At 51.7% G+C, this 13,828-nt stretch carries 16 protein-coding genes and 1 tRNA gene; 15 read left to right on the forward strand and 2 right to left on the reverse strand.

Translation table 11 applies throughout. The features are described from left to right. Positions 1-2: 2 nt before the first annotated feature. Both NST26_RS05570 and NST26_RS05575 read left to right on the forward strand, forming a co-directional pair. On the forward strand, positions 3-932 hold the full coding sequence (locus NST26_RS05570; RefSeq protein ID WP_340978744.1) for a carbohydrate ABC transporter permease: 930 nt from the start codon (positions 3-5) through the stop codon (positions 930-932). Continuing rightward, positions 929-1,741, forward strand: a complete 813-nt coding sequence (locus tag NST26_RS05575; protein ID WP_076082389.1) for a carbohydrate ABC transporter permease — start codon at positions 929-931, stop codon at positions 1,739-1,741. The genes NST26_RS05570 and NST26_RS05575 overlap by 4 nt, the downstream gene beginning before the upstream one ends. A 217-nt stretch (positions 1,742-1,958) precedes the next feature. On the opposite strand, the gene NST26_RS05580 is transcribed toward NST26_RS05575, so the two are convergent. Further along, a complete protein-coding gene (locus NST26_RS05580; RefSeq protein WP_036697411.1) occupies positions 1,959-2,156 on the reverse strand; it encodes a hypothetical protein in 198 nt (65 codons plus the stop codon). A gap of 147 nt (positions 2,157-2,303) precedes the next feature. Here NST26_RS05580 and NST26_RS05585 point away from each other — a divergent pair, with 147 nt between their 5' ends. The 3 genes from NST26_RS05585 to NST26_RS05595 all read left to right on the forward strand — a co-directional run bounded on the left by NST26_RS05585 (position 2,304) and on the right by NST26_RS05595 (position 3,877). After that, the gene (locus tag NST26_RS05585) at positions 2,304-2,681 is read left to right on the forward strand and encodes a helix-turn-helix domain-containing protein (protein WP_036727506.1); all 378 of its coding nucleotides are present in this window, start codon (positions 2,304-2,306) and stop codon (positions 2,679-2,681) included. 83 nt (positions 2,682-2,764) lie between these two features. Beyond that, a tRNA-Leu gene (locus NST26_RS05590) sits at positions 2,765-2,847 on the forward strand. Between the two features lie 175 nt (positions 2,848-3,022). After that, positions 3,023-3,877: a polysaccharide deacetylase family protein gene (locus tag NST26_RS05595; RefSeq protein ID WP_340980802.1), complete on the forward strand. Its 855-nt coding sequence runs from the start codon at positions 3,023-3,025 to the stop codon at positions 3,875-3,877. A gap of 137 nt (positions 3,878-4,014) precedes the next feature. On the opposite strand, the gene NST26_RS05600 is transcribed toward NST26_RS05595, so the two are convergent. Beyond that, a complete protein-coding gene (locus tag NST26_RS05600; protein WP_036727508.1) occupies positions 4,015-4,494 on the reverse strand; it encodes a glutathione peroxidase in 480 nt (159 codons plus the stop codon). Between the two features lie 171 nt (positions 4,495-4,665). On the opposite strand from NST26_RS05600, the gene NST26_RS05605 reads away from it, so the two are divergent. From NST26_RS05605 to NST26_RS05650, 10 genes are all read left to right on the forward strand, one after another. After that, positions 4,666-5,100 carry an organic hydroperoxide resistance protein gene (locus NST26_RS05605; RefSeq protein ID WP_340978745.1) on the forward strand — a complete coding sequence of 145 codons (435 nt, stop codon included), beginning with the start codon at positions 4,666-4,668 and terminating at the stop codon, positions 5,098-5,100. A gap of 280 nt (positions 5,101-5,380) precedes the next feature. Continuing rightward, positions 5,381-5,659, forward strand: coding sequence for a hypothetical protein (locus NST26_RS05610; protein ID WP_036727511.1), 279 nt, complete (start codon positions 5,381-5,383; stop codon positions 5,657-5,659). Positions 5,660-5,765: 106 nt separating this feature from the next. Further along, entirely contained in the window at positions 5,766-6,185 is a 420-nt protein-coding gene (locus NST26_RS05615; RefSeq protein ID WP_340978746.1) for a thiol-disulfide oxidoreductase DCC family protein, read from the forward strand. A gap of 195 nt (positions 6,186-6,380) precedes the next feature. Further along, on the forward strand, positions 6,381-7,541 hold the full coding sequence (locus tag NST26_RS05620) for a hypothetical protein (RefSeq protein WP_340978747.1): 1,161 nt from the start codon (positions 6,381-6,383) through the stop codon (positions 7,539-7,541). After that, positions 7,538-8,809 carry a CpaF family protein gene (locus NST26_RS05625; protein ID WP_340978749.1) on the forward strand — a complete coding sequence of 424 codons (1,272 nt, stop codon included), beginning with the start codon at positions 7,538-7,540 and terminating at the stop codon, positions 8,807-8,809. Before NST26_RS05620 ends, NST26_RS05625 begins: the two co-directional genes overlap by 4 nt. A 53-nt stretch (positions 8,810-8,862) precedes the next feature. After that, positions 8,863-9,663 carry a type II secretion system F family protein gene (locus tag NST26_RS05630; RefSeq protein ID WP_340980803.1) on the forward strand — a complete coding sequence of 267 codons (801 nt, stop codon included), beginning with the start codon at positions 8,863-8,865 and terminating at the stop codon, positions 9,661-9,663. A gap of 18 nt (positions 9,664-9,681) precedes the next feature. Next, a complete protein-coding gene (locus tag NST26_RS05635) occupies positions 9,682-10,554 on the forward strand; it encodes a type II secretion system F family protein (protein ID WP_340978751.1) in 873 nt (290 codons plus the stop codon). Positions 10,555-10,567: 13 nt separating this feature from the next. After that, positions 10,568-10,756: a Flp1 family type IVb pilin gene (locus NST26_RS05640; RefSeq protein ID WP_036727518.1), complete on the forward strand. Its 189-nt coding sequence runs from the start codon at positions 10,568-10,570 to the stop codon at positions 10,754-10,756. Further along, a complete protein-coding gene (locus NST26_RS05645; RefSeq protein ID WP_339254226.1) occupies positions 10,753-11,418 on the forward strand; it encodes a TadE/TadG family type IV pilus assembly protein in 666 nt (221 codons plus the stop codon). Before NST26_RS05640 ends, NST26_RS05645 begins: the two co-directional genes overlap by 4 nt. A 64-nt stretch (positions 11,419-11,482) precedes the next feature. Beyond that, positions 11,483-13,819 carry a hypothetical protein gene (locus NST26_RS05650; RefSeq protein ID WP_340978754.1) on the forward strand — a complete coding sequence of 779 codons (2,337 nt, stop codon included), beginning with the start codon at positions 11,483-11,485 and terminating at the stop codon, positions 13,817-13,819. Positions 13,820-13,828: the final 9 nt, after the last annotated feature.

Raw genomic sequence — 13,828 nt, forward strand, 5'->3', positions numbered from 1 at the left:
CGATGCAGAAATCTAAAGGAATCAGCAGCAAAAATAAATGGCCGTACCTGTTCATCACGCCTTATTTCTTATCCTACGCCGTACTGAGCTTGTTCCCAATTCTCTTCACTCTATATATCAGTCTTACCGACTGGGATTTGTACGGCAACCGGAATTTCATCGGATTCTGCAATTACACGCAGTTATTTTTCCATGATTCCTTCTTCTGGAAATCCCTGCTCAATGTCATTATCTTCATGGCGGTATACCTTCCGGCCCTTGTCCTTATGGGAATGCTGGTAGCCAGCCTTATCGAAAGCAAGCTGATCCGCCGCAAAACCTTTTTCCGCCTCAGCGTATTCAGTGCCTATATGACAACTCCGGTCGCAGTCGGAATTATCTTCTCCCTGTTGTTCGACTGGCAGGGCGGGTTCTTCAATAATATGCTGATGGAGCTGGGCATTATTCAGGAGAAGATTAATTGGCTGGGCTCCGCCAGTTCCTCCCGCTGGGTAGTCATCCTGATGGTCTTCTGGAAAAATCTTGGGTATTTCGTCATGTTCTACACGGCGGGGATGGCCAGTATTGATACTTCTATCTACGAGGCAGCAGTCATTGATGGAGCCTCCTCCAAAGATGTGTTCACGCGCATTACGATTCCGCTGCTGAAGCCGATCAACCTGTTCCTGATTATTACCTCTATTATCAGCGGCCTCCAGCTGGTGGAAGAACCGATGCTGCTGTTCAGCGGCTGGGCTTCCGGCTCCAGCATGGTAGGGGGGCCAGACGGGTCCACCTTCACACCGATCTGGTACATGTTCGATGCTTCCTTCAACGGCAGTGCATTCAAGTACGGCAAAGGGGCAGCGATCGCTTACGGCACCTTCCTGTTCATCGCCTTGTTCTCAGTAGTTGGCATGAAATGGATCAACAGGGGCGGTGACGACAAATGAGAGCGAAGAAATTCTTTACCGTATTGCTGCTTAGCCTGATCGCTATCGCGTTCCTGTTCCCGTTCTATATGATGATTGTGATGGGAACCTACTATTCCGAGGACCTGTTTAAGCAGCTTCCGATTCTGCCCAGCGGCTATCTGCTGGAGAATCTGCAGACGATCATGTCCGCCAGCTTCCTGCGGAATTATTGGAACAGCTTCTATGTTGCCGTGTTGTTCACCCTGGTGACGGTTGGGGTGGCCTCGATTACCGGGTTTGCTTTTGCCAAATATGAATTCAAGGGTAAAAATGCGCTGTACGGCTTCATTCTGCTGACGATGATGATTCCCGGACACCTTGGTCTGATTGCATATGTGATGGAAATGAAGTGGTTCCACCTGAACAACACTCATGCGCCGCTGATTCTGGCCGGACTGAATAATGCCTTCGGCGTATTCTTCATGACCCAGTTCATCCGCTCCTCCGTCCCGACAGAGGTTATTGAGAGCGCGCGGATCGACGGCTGCTCGGAACCGGCTATTCTCACAAGAATTGTTGTTCCGTTCCTCATGCCGGCCATCAGCACCCTGGGGCTGATCTCCTTCCTCGGGTCCTGGAACGGCTATCTGCTGCCGCTGGTCACGATCAACAAGCCGGAGTTGTACACGCTGCCGCTGGGCATTGCCAATCTGTCCACCGTCTTCCGCACGGATTATTCAGCTAGTATCTTGGGTCTGACCCTCGGTACGCTGCCGCTGATTATTCTCTTCCTGTTCGGCTCCAAGACCCTGGTCAGAGGACTTACCGGCGGAGCGGTCAAAGGTTGAACATAATGAATAGGTAATCAACCGGAAATAACAGGAAAGAAACCTCTATTGTGGTGAAATGGAGTACGCTCAGCCATTTCACCGGAGAGGTTTTTTTGTGTATTAACAGAGTGCGCGGGAAAAGAAGGATTTTGCCAGGATAAGGTAGAATAACAGTAGCTACAAGAAGAATAATGCCGGTCGGCCCACACATGGAGAACTGCTGCTCCAACTGGAACTAAGATGGCGGCAGATTCAATAATTCAGCTACTTGACGGCGGTATCTGTCTGCCTTGCGCGTACCGTGAATCAGGTTGGACAGCCGATAGGGTGGGATGTCATGTAATTCACAGAATTTCTTCTGATCCAAGTGCAGTTCTGCCAGACGTTGCTTAATGGCCCAGCCGTAGGCAGTAATAGGGCGTTTGCTGTTCAGATTGCTCACCTCGTATCGACTATCCAGCCGGTATGATATAAAATAGGTAAAGATATAATAATAGTTAATTATATACTTTTTTACGTCATTTTTCAATAAAAAATAACGTTTTTACGTATTATATTTTTTGGGGGAGGCAGTTGACTGATGCAATCCATCTATGAACGTATTGAATTATTGATTAAACGGCAAGGAATTACGAAGAAATCCTTCTGTGCGCAGCTCGGAATCAGCACCGGCAATATGGGAGACTGGAAGCGTGGCAAATCTACGCCTGGCACACATAAGCTGATTGAGATTGCTGCATTTTTTCATGTAAGCTTAGATTGGCTGATCCTGGGCAAACAGCCCCAGACGATTCAGGAAAGCGGCGAGGATTATTTTTTTGGCCAAATGCGGCAATTGAATTGCCAAACGGAGGAGCTGCTGCCGGAGGAAAAGAACTTTATTAAGGAATATCTGGCCTTTACCAAGTATCGTAAGGATAAGGACAAGGATCAGGATACGAAAGGCGAAAATTCTTAAGCTGGTACCTTTACTTTTGAGCGCAACCGATTTATAATATTGAATGTTGGCCTCAAACAATGCTTCAACGTTAGACACACCGCGCGGTAGTGGTGGAATGGCAGACACGCTATCTTGAGGGGGTAGTGGGTGTATACCCGTGGAGGTTCGAGTCCTCTCTACCGCATTCAATGTACAGCAGAAACCTGGAATTCCTTGATTTAAGGGACTTCAGGTTTTTTGCTGTTTGTTTTTTGAGCTGTAAGTAAGTGCAGAAGTACACGTAAAGGGGTTGAGGATGTGTGTGTAGAACAGAATGGAGAATTTAGGGGGAATGGCCTCTGAACGAGCGCTGCCTGATTATTACTGCGGATGATTTCGGTATGTGTCATTCTATGAATGCGGCGATTATGGAGTTATGGAGGGATCAGGTGATTACTTCATCCATGATTATGATTCCAGGTCCCTGGTTGAAGCAAGCCGCTGATTATGCGGTACATAATCATGAAGCCAATATCGGTGTGCATCTTACGCTTACTTCCAGTTTCCTGCAGTATAAATGGAAGCCGGTAACGGGAGGGACGGGTGTTGAGTCACTGATTACGGCGGAAGGATATTTCTGGGGAACACCGGCAGAAGTGGAATTGTATGCTTCTGAAGAAGCGGTCAGGACAGAATGTCGTAGTCAGATTGAAGCTGCTATAAGGTTAGGAATTGATCCGACCCATCTGGATAGTCATGAGGGCAGTCTATTGGGACTTGCGGGCGGAAGGGACTTTTTGGAGCTGGCCTTTGATCTCTGTGAGGAATACCAGCTCCCGTTCAAATTACCCCGGAAGATTGTGGACCAGCCTTTTTTATCCCCGTATATGCGTGAGTTGTTCCGGTCGAGGATTGCCTCGGCGGACCGGCGGGGAATTCCTTTAATAGATGATTTATTAATTCTGCCTTATGAACAAAACGATGGTGAAGAGTACGCAGATGTAAAGCGTGAAATAGTAAAGGCCATTCAAGAAATGAGTGGTGGAATAACGGAGCTGGTCATCCACCCTTCCCGGGACAGTGCCGAAATGCGCTGCCTAACGCCTTCCTCTGCCAAAAGAGAAATGGAATATCACATGTGTATGGACCCGGAATTCTGGAAACTGCTGGAGGATGAAGATATCCGGCTGATTTCGTGGAAGACTATACGTGACGGGATGCGCTTGGCAAAATAAATATATGGCCCATTGGCAATAGACGGCTCACCGTTATGCGGGCAACAGGAAAAACACCCGTACCCGATCAATGCGGTTAAGGGCGTCTTTGTTTTGCAGCTTTTTGTATGGCACAGCTTCTCGATACTTAGTCCGCTCTAGCGCAACAGCTTCTCGATATCCTCTTCGATCTGATCCGGTGTTGTCTGCGGGGCGAACCGCTTCAGCACACGGCCTTCCTGGTCCACCAGGAACTTGGTGAAGTTCCATTTGATGCTCTTCGAGCCGAGTACTCCCGGTGCCTCTTTGGACAGATACTTGAACAGGGGATGGGCGTCGGCGCCTTTGACATTGATTTTCTCGTACATAGGGAAGGATACACCGTAATTGATCTCGCAGAACTCGGCAATATCCTCGCTCTCACCCGGCTCCTGTCCGGCAAACTGGTTGCTGGGGAAGCCCAAAATCTCAAAACCGCGGTCTTTGAATTTATCGTACACTTCCTGGAGACCCTTATATTGCGGGGTGAGTCCGCACTTGCTGGCTGTATTCACGACGAGCAGAACCTTGCCTTTGTACTTGGAGAGTGATTCTTCCTGGCCCCGCAGGGTGTTGGCTTCAAAATCATGGACATTCATGAATGATTCCTCCCGAACATTGATTTATCACAATTTAATTGTACACTATTCACCGCCGGAAGCAAGTTTTAAAAGGTAACAATCTGCCGGGTCGTTTCAAAAATGTGAGGTTGTTTAAGTTAAGTGTAAGTGTTCTTACAAAATTTGTGTTAAAAAGGAGAGATTTTAAAGATGAGTACATTGAAACTAAAACCCCTATATACTGCTACAGCCAAGGTTCGCGGAGGCCGTGAAGGTTCGGTGGAATCGTCCGACGGAGCGCTGAAGCATGATCTCAAAATTCCGAAGGAGCTTGGAGGTCCTGGTGGTGCAGGGACAAATCCGGAGCAGCTGTTCGCGGCAGGTTATGGTGCGTGCTATGAGAGTGCCCTTGCTAATATTGCCCGTAAAGAAGGCGTAAAGCTGCAGGATGTCGAGATTACCTCGAATGTGCTGATCGGCAAGGACGAGAGCGACGGAGGCTTCAAGCTGGCCGTGAAACTGGATGTGAAGCTGCCGGGCATTGAACGCACTGTGGCAGAGGATCTGGCTAAGAAAGCCCATGATTTCTGCCCGTACTCCAAGGCGACCCGCGGAAATATCGAGGTTGAACTGAACGTTCTGTAGAGATAGATAGCAATGTTCAATTGAATAGCATGCTTATTCGTAAGACCAGACAGTTAATGTCTGGTCTTACGTTATGTAGAGCCGCAGAACCACGGGTAGGAATGGACAAAGCTGGGAATAATGGCTAAATAGAGTCTGAGAAGGCCGGAAGTGTGGTAAATAGCGTGCAGGAGCCTGTACTTTGGTTGACATCACCCCGGAAATTCTTTAATATGTCTAAGTATCTGTTAATGTCGCGCGTGCTATTAACTACCAAAAATTTAAATAATGGGTGATGAAGATGTCTTACAAACCGAGTATTACGAATGTGACCAAAGCCAGCAGCAATGATAAGGAAGGATTGTACGAGTTCATTATCAAGCTTGCTGACGGAACGGAGTGCCGCGCGTTCTACAACCGGTTTCCGGAATGGAAAATGACGAACATCAGCCGCCTGCTCAAGACTCCTTGTCCGGTATGCCGCAAAGATTTCATCTGCAAATGCATGGAATCCTTCACTGCTGATTTCGAAGAGCAAATGACCGGGGACGAATGGATTAACAAGGCTATTGCAGAATAATTAGACGAACGGACATTGTAGGCGCGGGAGCTATCCCGCGTTTTTTGCTTTTTTTTCAAAAGGAGATAGGAATGTTACACTATGCTTAAGAGGAAGGGGCGGCGATGTGACTGAAGAGCGGAAGGAAGTGCAGGGCGAATCTATTGTGCTGATCGATGGGGTCTGTCATCTGTGCCAGGGAATTGTCCGGTTCATTATTCCGCGTGATCCCAAGGCGCACTTCAAATTCGCTTCCTTGCAGAGTGATGCTGCCCGGGAACTGCTTAAGGCAGGCAGTCTGCCCGAGCAGCAATTAGACACTGTGGTGCTGATAGAGAACGGCAAGTATTATACGAAATCGGCAGCAGTGCTGCGGATTGCCCGCAGACTCCGGTTCCCGTGGCCTGCCGCATATGTGTTCATCCTAATTCCGGGACCGCTGCGTAACGCTATGTACAGGATTGTGGCCAGGAACCGCTACCGCTGGTTCGGCAGGGATGAGCAGTGTCTGCTGCCGACACCGGATATGAAGCGCAGATTTCTGTAGCCGGTAAGGGGGATTCTGAGGGATTCTCTCAAATAGTGGTGAAAAAGTTATTGCTGACTTCTTATATCTATGCTACTATAGCAGTAAATTACAGGAACAGTAACGGAAGCACCGTTCAATGACCGTATTCACGGTTATTGGCGGTGCTTTTTTGCTGTTCTTTTTCTTATGTATTCAAGAGAGGAGGAGGAGTTCATGACGGCAAGAATCGTGCTTGCAGTCCGGGAGAGCCAATATATTGAACCGCTACTGCATTATCTGCACCATAGCGAATACGCGGAGATGCTGCGGATTACGGCTTTCAGCAGACTGGACGCTTTTATGGAATTTATGACAGGCGATGAGCTGCCGGATGCGGTAGCCGGGGACCCGTCCTTCATTGAAGCCTGGCTGGTGGAAGGGAGAAGTACAGTTCCATGGGCAGTCTTAAGCGAAGGCGGAGAATTGCCGAATGGCCGGGATCTGGCGGGGGGAAGGCACATTGCCAAGTATCAGGCACTGCCGTCGCTGCTGGAAGCGATTCTCCAGTTGAGTGATCTGAAGCGGGTCCGAACGGCTGCTCTGCCTAAGGAAGCAACGCTGCTGCTCGGGATCGTCTCGGCCAGCGGCGGCAGCGGAAAAACTACGGTAGCGTTGAACATGGCGAAGCAGCTTGGAGCGGTTGGACTGTCCGTATTCTATCTGAATCTGGAGAGTGTGGACAGCAGTGGATTCATTCTGCGGATGCCGGGCAGCCATGTTCCCGGTCTGGAGCGGCTCTTATATGAGCTAAAGGCCGGAGGACCAGAGAATAAGGGAGGAAGAGGGGAGCCGAAATGGACCGATTATGCGTTCAGACATGACAGTCTGCGGTGTGATGCCTTCAGGCCTGTAGAGAATTTCAAGGAGATGCTCCAAATGTCCCGGCAGGACACGCTGGATCTACTGGAGGGGCTGGCCGGAGTCGGAAGCTATGATGTGGTTGTTGTAGACACCGGCGCTATCGAAGAGGAACGGGCCCAAGCTGTTCTGATCCGGTGCGGCATTCTGCTGTGGGTGCTGAAGAATGACCAGGCCAGTATCCGCAAGACGGAACGCTGGCTCGATTATATTGCCAGTCCTCATTCCAACATGCAGCCGGAGCTGGTGAACAGGAGCCGATTCGTCATGAACGGCTGCACCGGAGTGGAGAATGAAGGGCCGCTATCCGCTGCACTCCGGCTGGATGCTGTACTTCCGTATATTCCATCCTGGGGGTTACAGCATTATGGAGAACTCTGCCTAAGCTCTCCCCTATTCATTGACGGCATTCAGCAGCTCTCCAGAGCTATAGTAGAGCCTGAATTGCCTGGGGTGTTCACAGGGATTTCTGTATGAATGAAGAGATGTTCCGCGCCCTGCGCAGCGACATCCGTGCAGGGCTGGATGTGACCTCGGTCATCGGGAATGATGAGCTGGCTGCTTATATTGAACGGATCATTCTGGAGAGGGAACAACTACGCCTCCTGACTGCCCAGGAGAAGCACGAGCTGGTGAAGAAGCTGTTCGATTCCTTCCGGGGGCTGGATATTCTTCAGCCGCTGGTGGATAATCCGGCGATCACTGAGATTATGATCAACAGCCACGAGGAGATCTTTATCGAGGAAGAGGGGATGATCCGCAGGCTGCCGCTGGCTTTTGAATCGGGGAGCAGGCTGGAGGATATCATTCAGATTATCGTCTCCGGCGTCAACCGTGTGGTCAATGAATCCTCGCCGATTGTGGATGCGCGGCTGCAGGACGGCTCGCGTGTCAATATCGTTCTGCCGCCTGCCGCGCTGAAGGGTCCGGCTATGACCATCCGCAAATTTCCGGAGACACCGATGACGATGAAGGAGCTGGTGAGGCGTGAAGCGCTCTCGGAGGAAGCGGCTGAGCTGCTGCGGATTCTGGTTGCTGCCAAATACAATATTTTCATCAGCGGAGGTACTGGCTCGGGCAAAACAACCTTTCTAAATGCCCTGTCGCAGTTCATCCCGCCGCAGGAGCGTGTCATTACGGTGGAGGATTCGGCAGAGCTGCAGATCGTTACGGTTCCGAATCTGGTCTCCCTGGAGACCCGGAATGCTAACACAGAGGGGCGGGGCGAGATCACGATCCGTGATCTGATCCGCACTTCGCTGCGGATGCGGCCTAACCGTATTGTCGTCGGCGAGGTGCGGGGGGCTGAATGTCTGGATATGCTGCAGGCGATGAACACCGGCCATGACGGTTCGTTGTCAACGGGGCATTCGAACAGTGCACTGGACATGCTCAGCCGCCTGGAGACCATGGTGCTCAGCGCTGCTGATCTGCCGGTAACCGTCGTACGTCAGCAGATCAGCTCAGCGATCGATATATTCGTGCATCTGTCGCGGCTGCGTGACCGCTCACGCCGGGTGATGGAGATCAGTGAGGTTGCGGGTATCCGCAGCGGCGAAGTCATACTGAATCCACTATATGAATTTCGGGAGTCGGGCGAACAAGATGGCCGGGTGCAGGGGAGGCTTGAGGTCTGCGGCAACCCGCTTCTGCATGCGGACAAGCTGCGGATGGCCGGAATCCATGATTATCCGCTCAAGCAGTATGAGAGCAGAAGCTCTGCGAAGGAGGCGAGTATACCTTGAACGTCATGAAGAAGAGCGACCGGCATCTCCCTGTAAGGCGAAGCAAAGGGTTCATGAAGGGGACACCGCCCGTACTGCCGGTTGGCGCATCTCAAGGGGGAGAGCAGATGCTGTTGCCGGATTATACCGTATATGAGCTGACCTCCCTGCAAAGATTGCTGGTCATTCTGGGTGCCGGAGCCCTGTTGTTCGGTATTGGTTACTTGTTCTATCACCGGCTGCTCCTGGCTGTACTGCTTGTCCCCGGAAGCGCCTACGGGCCGCGGCTGCTGCGCGAATATCTGCTGCAGCGCCGCCGGGCTGCGCTGAATCTGCAATTCAAGCAGATGCTGTTCTCGCTCTCTTCGTCGCTCTCGGCCGGACGTTCGGTGGAGAATGCCTTCCGCGAGGCGGTGCAGGATCTGCGGATGCTTGACCCGGAAGGCGCAAGCGACATGATCTCCGAGCTGAATATTATCTGTGCCCGGATGGAGAACGGGGAGCCGATTGAAGATGCGCTGTATGAATTCAGCAAAAGAGCAGGAATGGAGGATGTGGAGCGCTTCGCAGATGTGTTCATGGTCTGCAAGCGTACGGGCGGGGATCTGGTTGAGATTGTACGCCGCACATCCTCCATCATCGGCGAAAAGCTGGATATCCAGCAGGACATCGCAGTAAGTATAGCCCAGAAGAAATTCGAGGCGAAGGCGCTGCTGGTCTCTCCGCTGATGATGGTGATGTTCATGAGTCTGAGCGCCGGAGATTATATGCAGCCTATGTATACTGGTGCAGGAATAGCAGTGTCTACACTGGCGCTGATTGCATTGTTCCTCTGTTACCTCTGGACCCATAAGATCATGGATATTCCGCTGTGAAGGAGGGTGAGTGAAGGGATGTCATTGATCTGTGGTGTGATTCTGCTTCTGCTCGCAGCAGGCTGGCTCATTCTGAGGATGAGATGCGGCAGCCGTTATGCTGCTCTGCGGGAGCTGCCTATGGAAGGCCTGCGGCTGCGGCGGCTGGGTGAGCCTCTATTGTTACTAGTAGAACAGGGCAGAATCGCCAGTTATCTCCCCTCTGTGATGTTTCGGATACAACGTTCGCTACAGCGGATCTATGGTATGCGTTACAGTGCAGAACGGACCTTACTGTTTATGGGGGAGATGCTTAGCTACAGCTGGCTGCTTGCCGCAGGAGGAAGTGCGCTGACAAGCTTTACGGGAGAGCAGGCGGGAATAATCCTCGGTGGGCTCTTGGCAGTTGCACTCCCGGTGGCGATGGTTAGCGATCTGCACAAAAAGGTACGTGTACGGGAGCAGAATATTATGCTGGAGCTTCCTGAGCTGCTGAACAGTATTGTTCTGCTGGTCGGCGCAGGTGAGACGGTTCAGCGGGCGATTGTCCGCTGTGTGAACAGCCGTCATGGGGATAGCGCCCATCCGCTCTACGCTGAATTAATGAAGATGACAGCTGAATGGGACGGCGGTTACTCCTTCCAGCAGGCGTTCGAGAACTTCAGTAAGCGCTGTGCTGTACAGGAGGTCTCCATCTTCACCACTACAGTGCTGCTTAATTACCGCAGAGGCGGGGCCGACTTTGTTCTATCGCTGCGGGATCTGTCACGGATGCTCTGGGAGAAGCGGAAGGCGATCAGCCGCACACGCGGTGAACAGGCATCGTCGAAGCTGGTTTTTCCGATGGTGGTTATCTTCTTGATTGTGATTGTGCTGGTGGGAACACCGGCGATTATGATGTTAAAAATGTAGGAGGTAGAGGCGTATGTTAACGCAGATGGCAGAAGGAGTAAGAAGTTTTTGGAGAGATGAAGAGGGGCTGGGAACACTGGAGATGATTCTGATCATTGCTGTCCTGATTGCAGTCGTTCTGGTATTCCGTGAGGAGATTGTGAAGGTGGTTAAGGATCTGATCGGCACGGCCGGAGATAAGAGTCAGGAAGTCTTTGAGTGATTCCGCTGCGGGAAGATGAGGGGAGCTTCACTATCGAGGCTTCACTTCTGCTGCCGATGCTTATGGGGATTACGATGGTGCTGCTGTTCTTCTCCTTATACAGCTATCAGAAGTCGATGCTGCTGCAGATTGCCTCAGCTACTGCGGAGCGGGCTGCTTATAACTGGGAGAATAGTAACCGGGCGGTAAGCGGAAAATTCCAGACCGGAAATGTTGATCCGCTGTACTGGAGAATCGGTGAGGATGGACTATTGGCTTCGCTATTCGGTTCAGGAGCAGAGAATGGCAGTACGGCCATTACACTGCCTGGTAATGCTGAAGAAGGAGGGCCTCTGCCGGTAGTGAAGCTGCGCCGGGCATCACAGATGGTGCCTGCCGGATTACAGGGAGAAATGAGCTATGTCTACGGATTGACTGGCCGCAGAATCAGTACGGAGCTGAAGAAAGTGCTACATCTGCCTGTTCTGGACAATCTGCTAGCCGATAGAGCCGCACCTGAGGTGTATGCCCGCTCCTACGTTACGGAGCCTGTTGAATTCATAAGAACAGTGGATCTCATGCGTTACTACGGGTCGAAGTTCAAACAGGATTCCTCCGCCGGTAAGGAGGGCACCGGCACGGAGAAAAAGCATGCAGCCCAGATGCTTGATAAGCTGCATTAAGGATGACTGGTGATGGAGCAGCTTGGACCGGGGTGTTCAAGAATAAGGTTAAGGGGAAGTTCGGATGCGTATTTTCAGTCACAGCAGGTGCTTAAGCAAATCGCCTGGCCGGAGCCGCTGCTTGAATTACGGCGGTGATCCTATTAGCAGTAGTACATCCCAAGGCACAGGCAAATGGTCACCAGGATATATTGTCAGATGTCTTCGCTCAGCGGAAGGTTCGGTATCTATCTTTCTTATTATGGTGCTTGCCTTTGTATTTCTTTTTAATGCTGTGCTGATCGATTACGCACGGATTGCGGCGGTGAATGTGCAGGAGGAACGTCTGGCGAGAGCTGCTATACGCTCTGTAATGTCCGCTTATGACATTGAGCTGCGCGAGAACTATGGCTTATTCGCCTTCGGCGGCGGGGACGGCAATCAACTGCTATCGAAGGTGCTTAATGACAATCTGTACGAGAGCGGACGGGGGGATGCGTTTAACCTGCTGCCCGTGATGGTCGATTCCTCTTCACTGGACTGGAGCCGTCCGCTGGGTACCTATGAGGTCTTCCGGCGGCAGATTATAGAAGAGATGAAGTACAAAGCGCCGGTTGATTTCGCCCTGGAGCTGGCAGGCAAGCTTAAGCCGTTATCGGCGGCGATGACGGAGGCTTCACGGACAACAGAGATACTGGGTGACTTGCAGCCCTTATATGATCAGCGTGAGGAAGCGCTGGATCTTATGCTGAAGAAGCGCAAGGAAGCTGCTGACAGTGCGCAGAACCTGCAGAAGCTGCTGATGAATCCTCCGGGTGACAGTATTCCGGCGCGTTCGCTTGCATCCTTGGCCGCAAGCTCCGATATCCCGGCGATGTACGGGGATTATGTTAACAAATATTATGACGATTATTACCGTCCCCCCAAGACATGGCCGAAGTACACGGCAGTGCTATCGCAGTATCAGGTTCAGATTGGTGAAGTAACAGGCAAGATACCGGCAGTGCTGGCGGACTTCCAGGAGAAAAATAGCCGTCTGCTGGATGAAGCAGAGGCTGCACTTGAGCAGGTGAACGCGCTGAACCTTCAGATGCAGAGTGTAATTGATCAGGCGGATGCGGATGCCAGTACTGCGGGGGATGATCCTGCCCATAACTGGGACATTCCGGACACGGCCGGAGAGCTTAGCTCAGAGCCTCTTAAGAAGCTGAGAGCACAGGTGGAGGGACTTATCCTTCCCCCGGCTGAGCTTAGCGAGCTGGGGAATAACATTGGGGTACAGCGAAGTGCCGCGCTTCCCTTGGAGCCGCTGGTCTCCGGCTTGCCGTCTATATTAAGTACAGCATCCGGGCTGTATGCCGACTATTCTCTTATGAGTGCAGGGGTTCTTAATGCTTCCCGGGCAGTTCACGGCTATTTAAGCAGCTACGGGCAACACGGTACTGTTATAACACAGGAAGCGGAACAGATTGAGAGCCGCCGCACTGCTGACAGCCAGCGCAAGCAGATAGAAGGTCAGGCGAAGAAGAAGCTTGGCGATGCGATGAAGCTGCTGGATCAGATCCGCGCGCTGGGAAGCAGCGCACAGGAAGCGATGGAGCAGTATGGTAGTCTGCGTCAATACTACCAGCAGAATGTCGCCTTTAACGAAGGGCTGGAGCAGGAGCCTGGGGCTGCTGTGAATACTGGCGATCAATATGCTGCGGGCAAGTCATCCATGAAAGATATGGATGGGATATATGCTGCTATGGGCAGTGTGTTGGCAGGAGCCAGAGACCGGCTGTACCAGACGGAGTACTCTGCGATGTATTTTCGGCATTTCGATCTGTCTGCGCTAACCTCACTGGCCTCCGGGTCTGCTGAAGGATTCGGTGAGCAGCTGGGAGAACAGCTGAAGCCGCAGGCGCAAGAGCTGGAATATATTTTGTACGGATTCTATAATCCTGCAGGCAATGTGGCAGCCGCTTATGGCGAGATCTTTGCTCTGCGGCTGGCTGTGCGGACGATGGAAGGCCTGATTGAGAAATCTGGTATGGGAAATCCGCTTGTCGTCCTGGCTGCTGCACTGCTCTACGGTATTGAGCAGGCTATCCAGGATATGATACAGCTCTGCACCAAGGGGGAGATTCCCTTATCCAAATATATGACTGCACAGCTCAGCTATCGTGACTATCTTCGGCTGTTTCTCCTATTGCATGGGGGAGGGGAAGAACAGTTGTCCCGGATGCTTGCGCTTATCCGCCTGAATACCGGTATCAATCCGGTAGAGAAATATACATATGCCTCCGCCGGAATCACGATGGGGATGCAGCTTTGGTTTCTGCCGGGTGTAGTGAAGCTGGTGAATTACAGTGCCGGACTGCCAGGTGATGTACGGGGGAAAGTTTATTACAGACAAGCAGCGGCTGACTTTTCTTACTAAGGGGGAGGG

Source organism: Paenibacillus sp. FSL R7-0128, assembly GCF_038002245.1.
In the GTDB taxonomy this organism is placed as follows: domain Bacteria; phylum Bacillota; class Bacilli; order Paenibacillales; family Paenibacillaceae; genus Paenibacillus_AQ; species Paenibacillus_AQ silagei.

Coding starts and splice junctions, on each gene's coding strand:
- NST26_RS05570 (WP_340978744.1), top strand. CDS start 3: ATGCAGAAATCTAAAGGAATCAGCAGCAAAAATAAATGGCCGTACCTG.
- NST26_RS05575 (WP_076082389.1), top strand. CDS start 929: ATGAGAGCGAAGAAATTCTTTACCGTATTGCTGCTTAGCCTGATCGCT.
- NST26_RS05585 (WP_036727506.1), top strand. CDS start 2,304: ATGCAATCCATCTATGAACGTATTGAATTATTGATTAAACGGCAAGGA.
- NST26_RS05600 (WP_036727508.1), bottom strand. CDS start 4,494: ATGAATGTCCATGATTTTGAAGCCAACACCCTGCGGGGCCAGGAAGAA.
- NST26_RS05605 (WP_340978745.1), top strand. CDS start 4,666: ATGAGTACATTGAAACTAAAACCCCTATATACTGCTACAGCCAAGGTT.
- NST26_RS05610 (WP_036727511.1), top strand. CDS start 5,381: ATGTCTTACAAACCGAGTATTACGAATGTGACCAAAGCCAGCAGCAAT.
- NST26_RS05620 (WP_340978747.1), top strand. CDS start 6,381: ATGACGGCAAGAATCGTGCTTGCAGTCCGGGAGAGCCAATATATTGAA.
- NST26_RS05625 (WP_340978749.1), top strand. CDS start 7,538: ATGAATGAAGAGATGTTCCGCGCCCTGCGCAGCGACATCCGTGCAGGG.
- NST26_RS05630 (WP_340980803.1), top strand. CDS start 8,863: ATGAAGGGGACACCGCCCGTACTGCCGGTTGGCGCATCTCAAGGGGGA.
- NST26_RS05635 (WP_340978751.1), top strand. CDS start 9,682: ATGTCATTGATCTGTGGTGTGATTCTGCTTCTGCTCGCAGCAGGCTGG.
- NST26_RS05640 (WP_036727518.1), top strand. CDS start 10,568: ATGTTAACGCAGATGGCAGAAGGAGTAAGAAGTTTTTGGAGAGATGAA.
- NST26_RS05650 (WP_340978754.1), top strand. CDS start 11,483: ATGCGTATTTTCAGTCACAGCAGGTGCTTAAGCAAATCGCCTGGCCGG.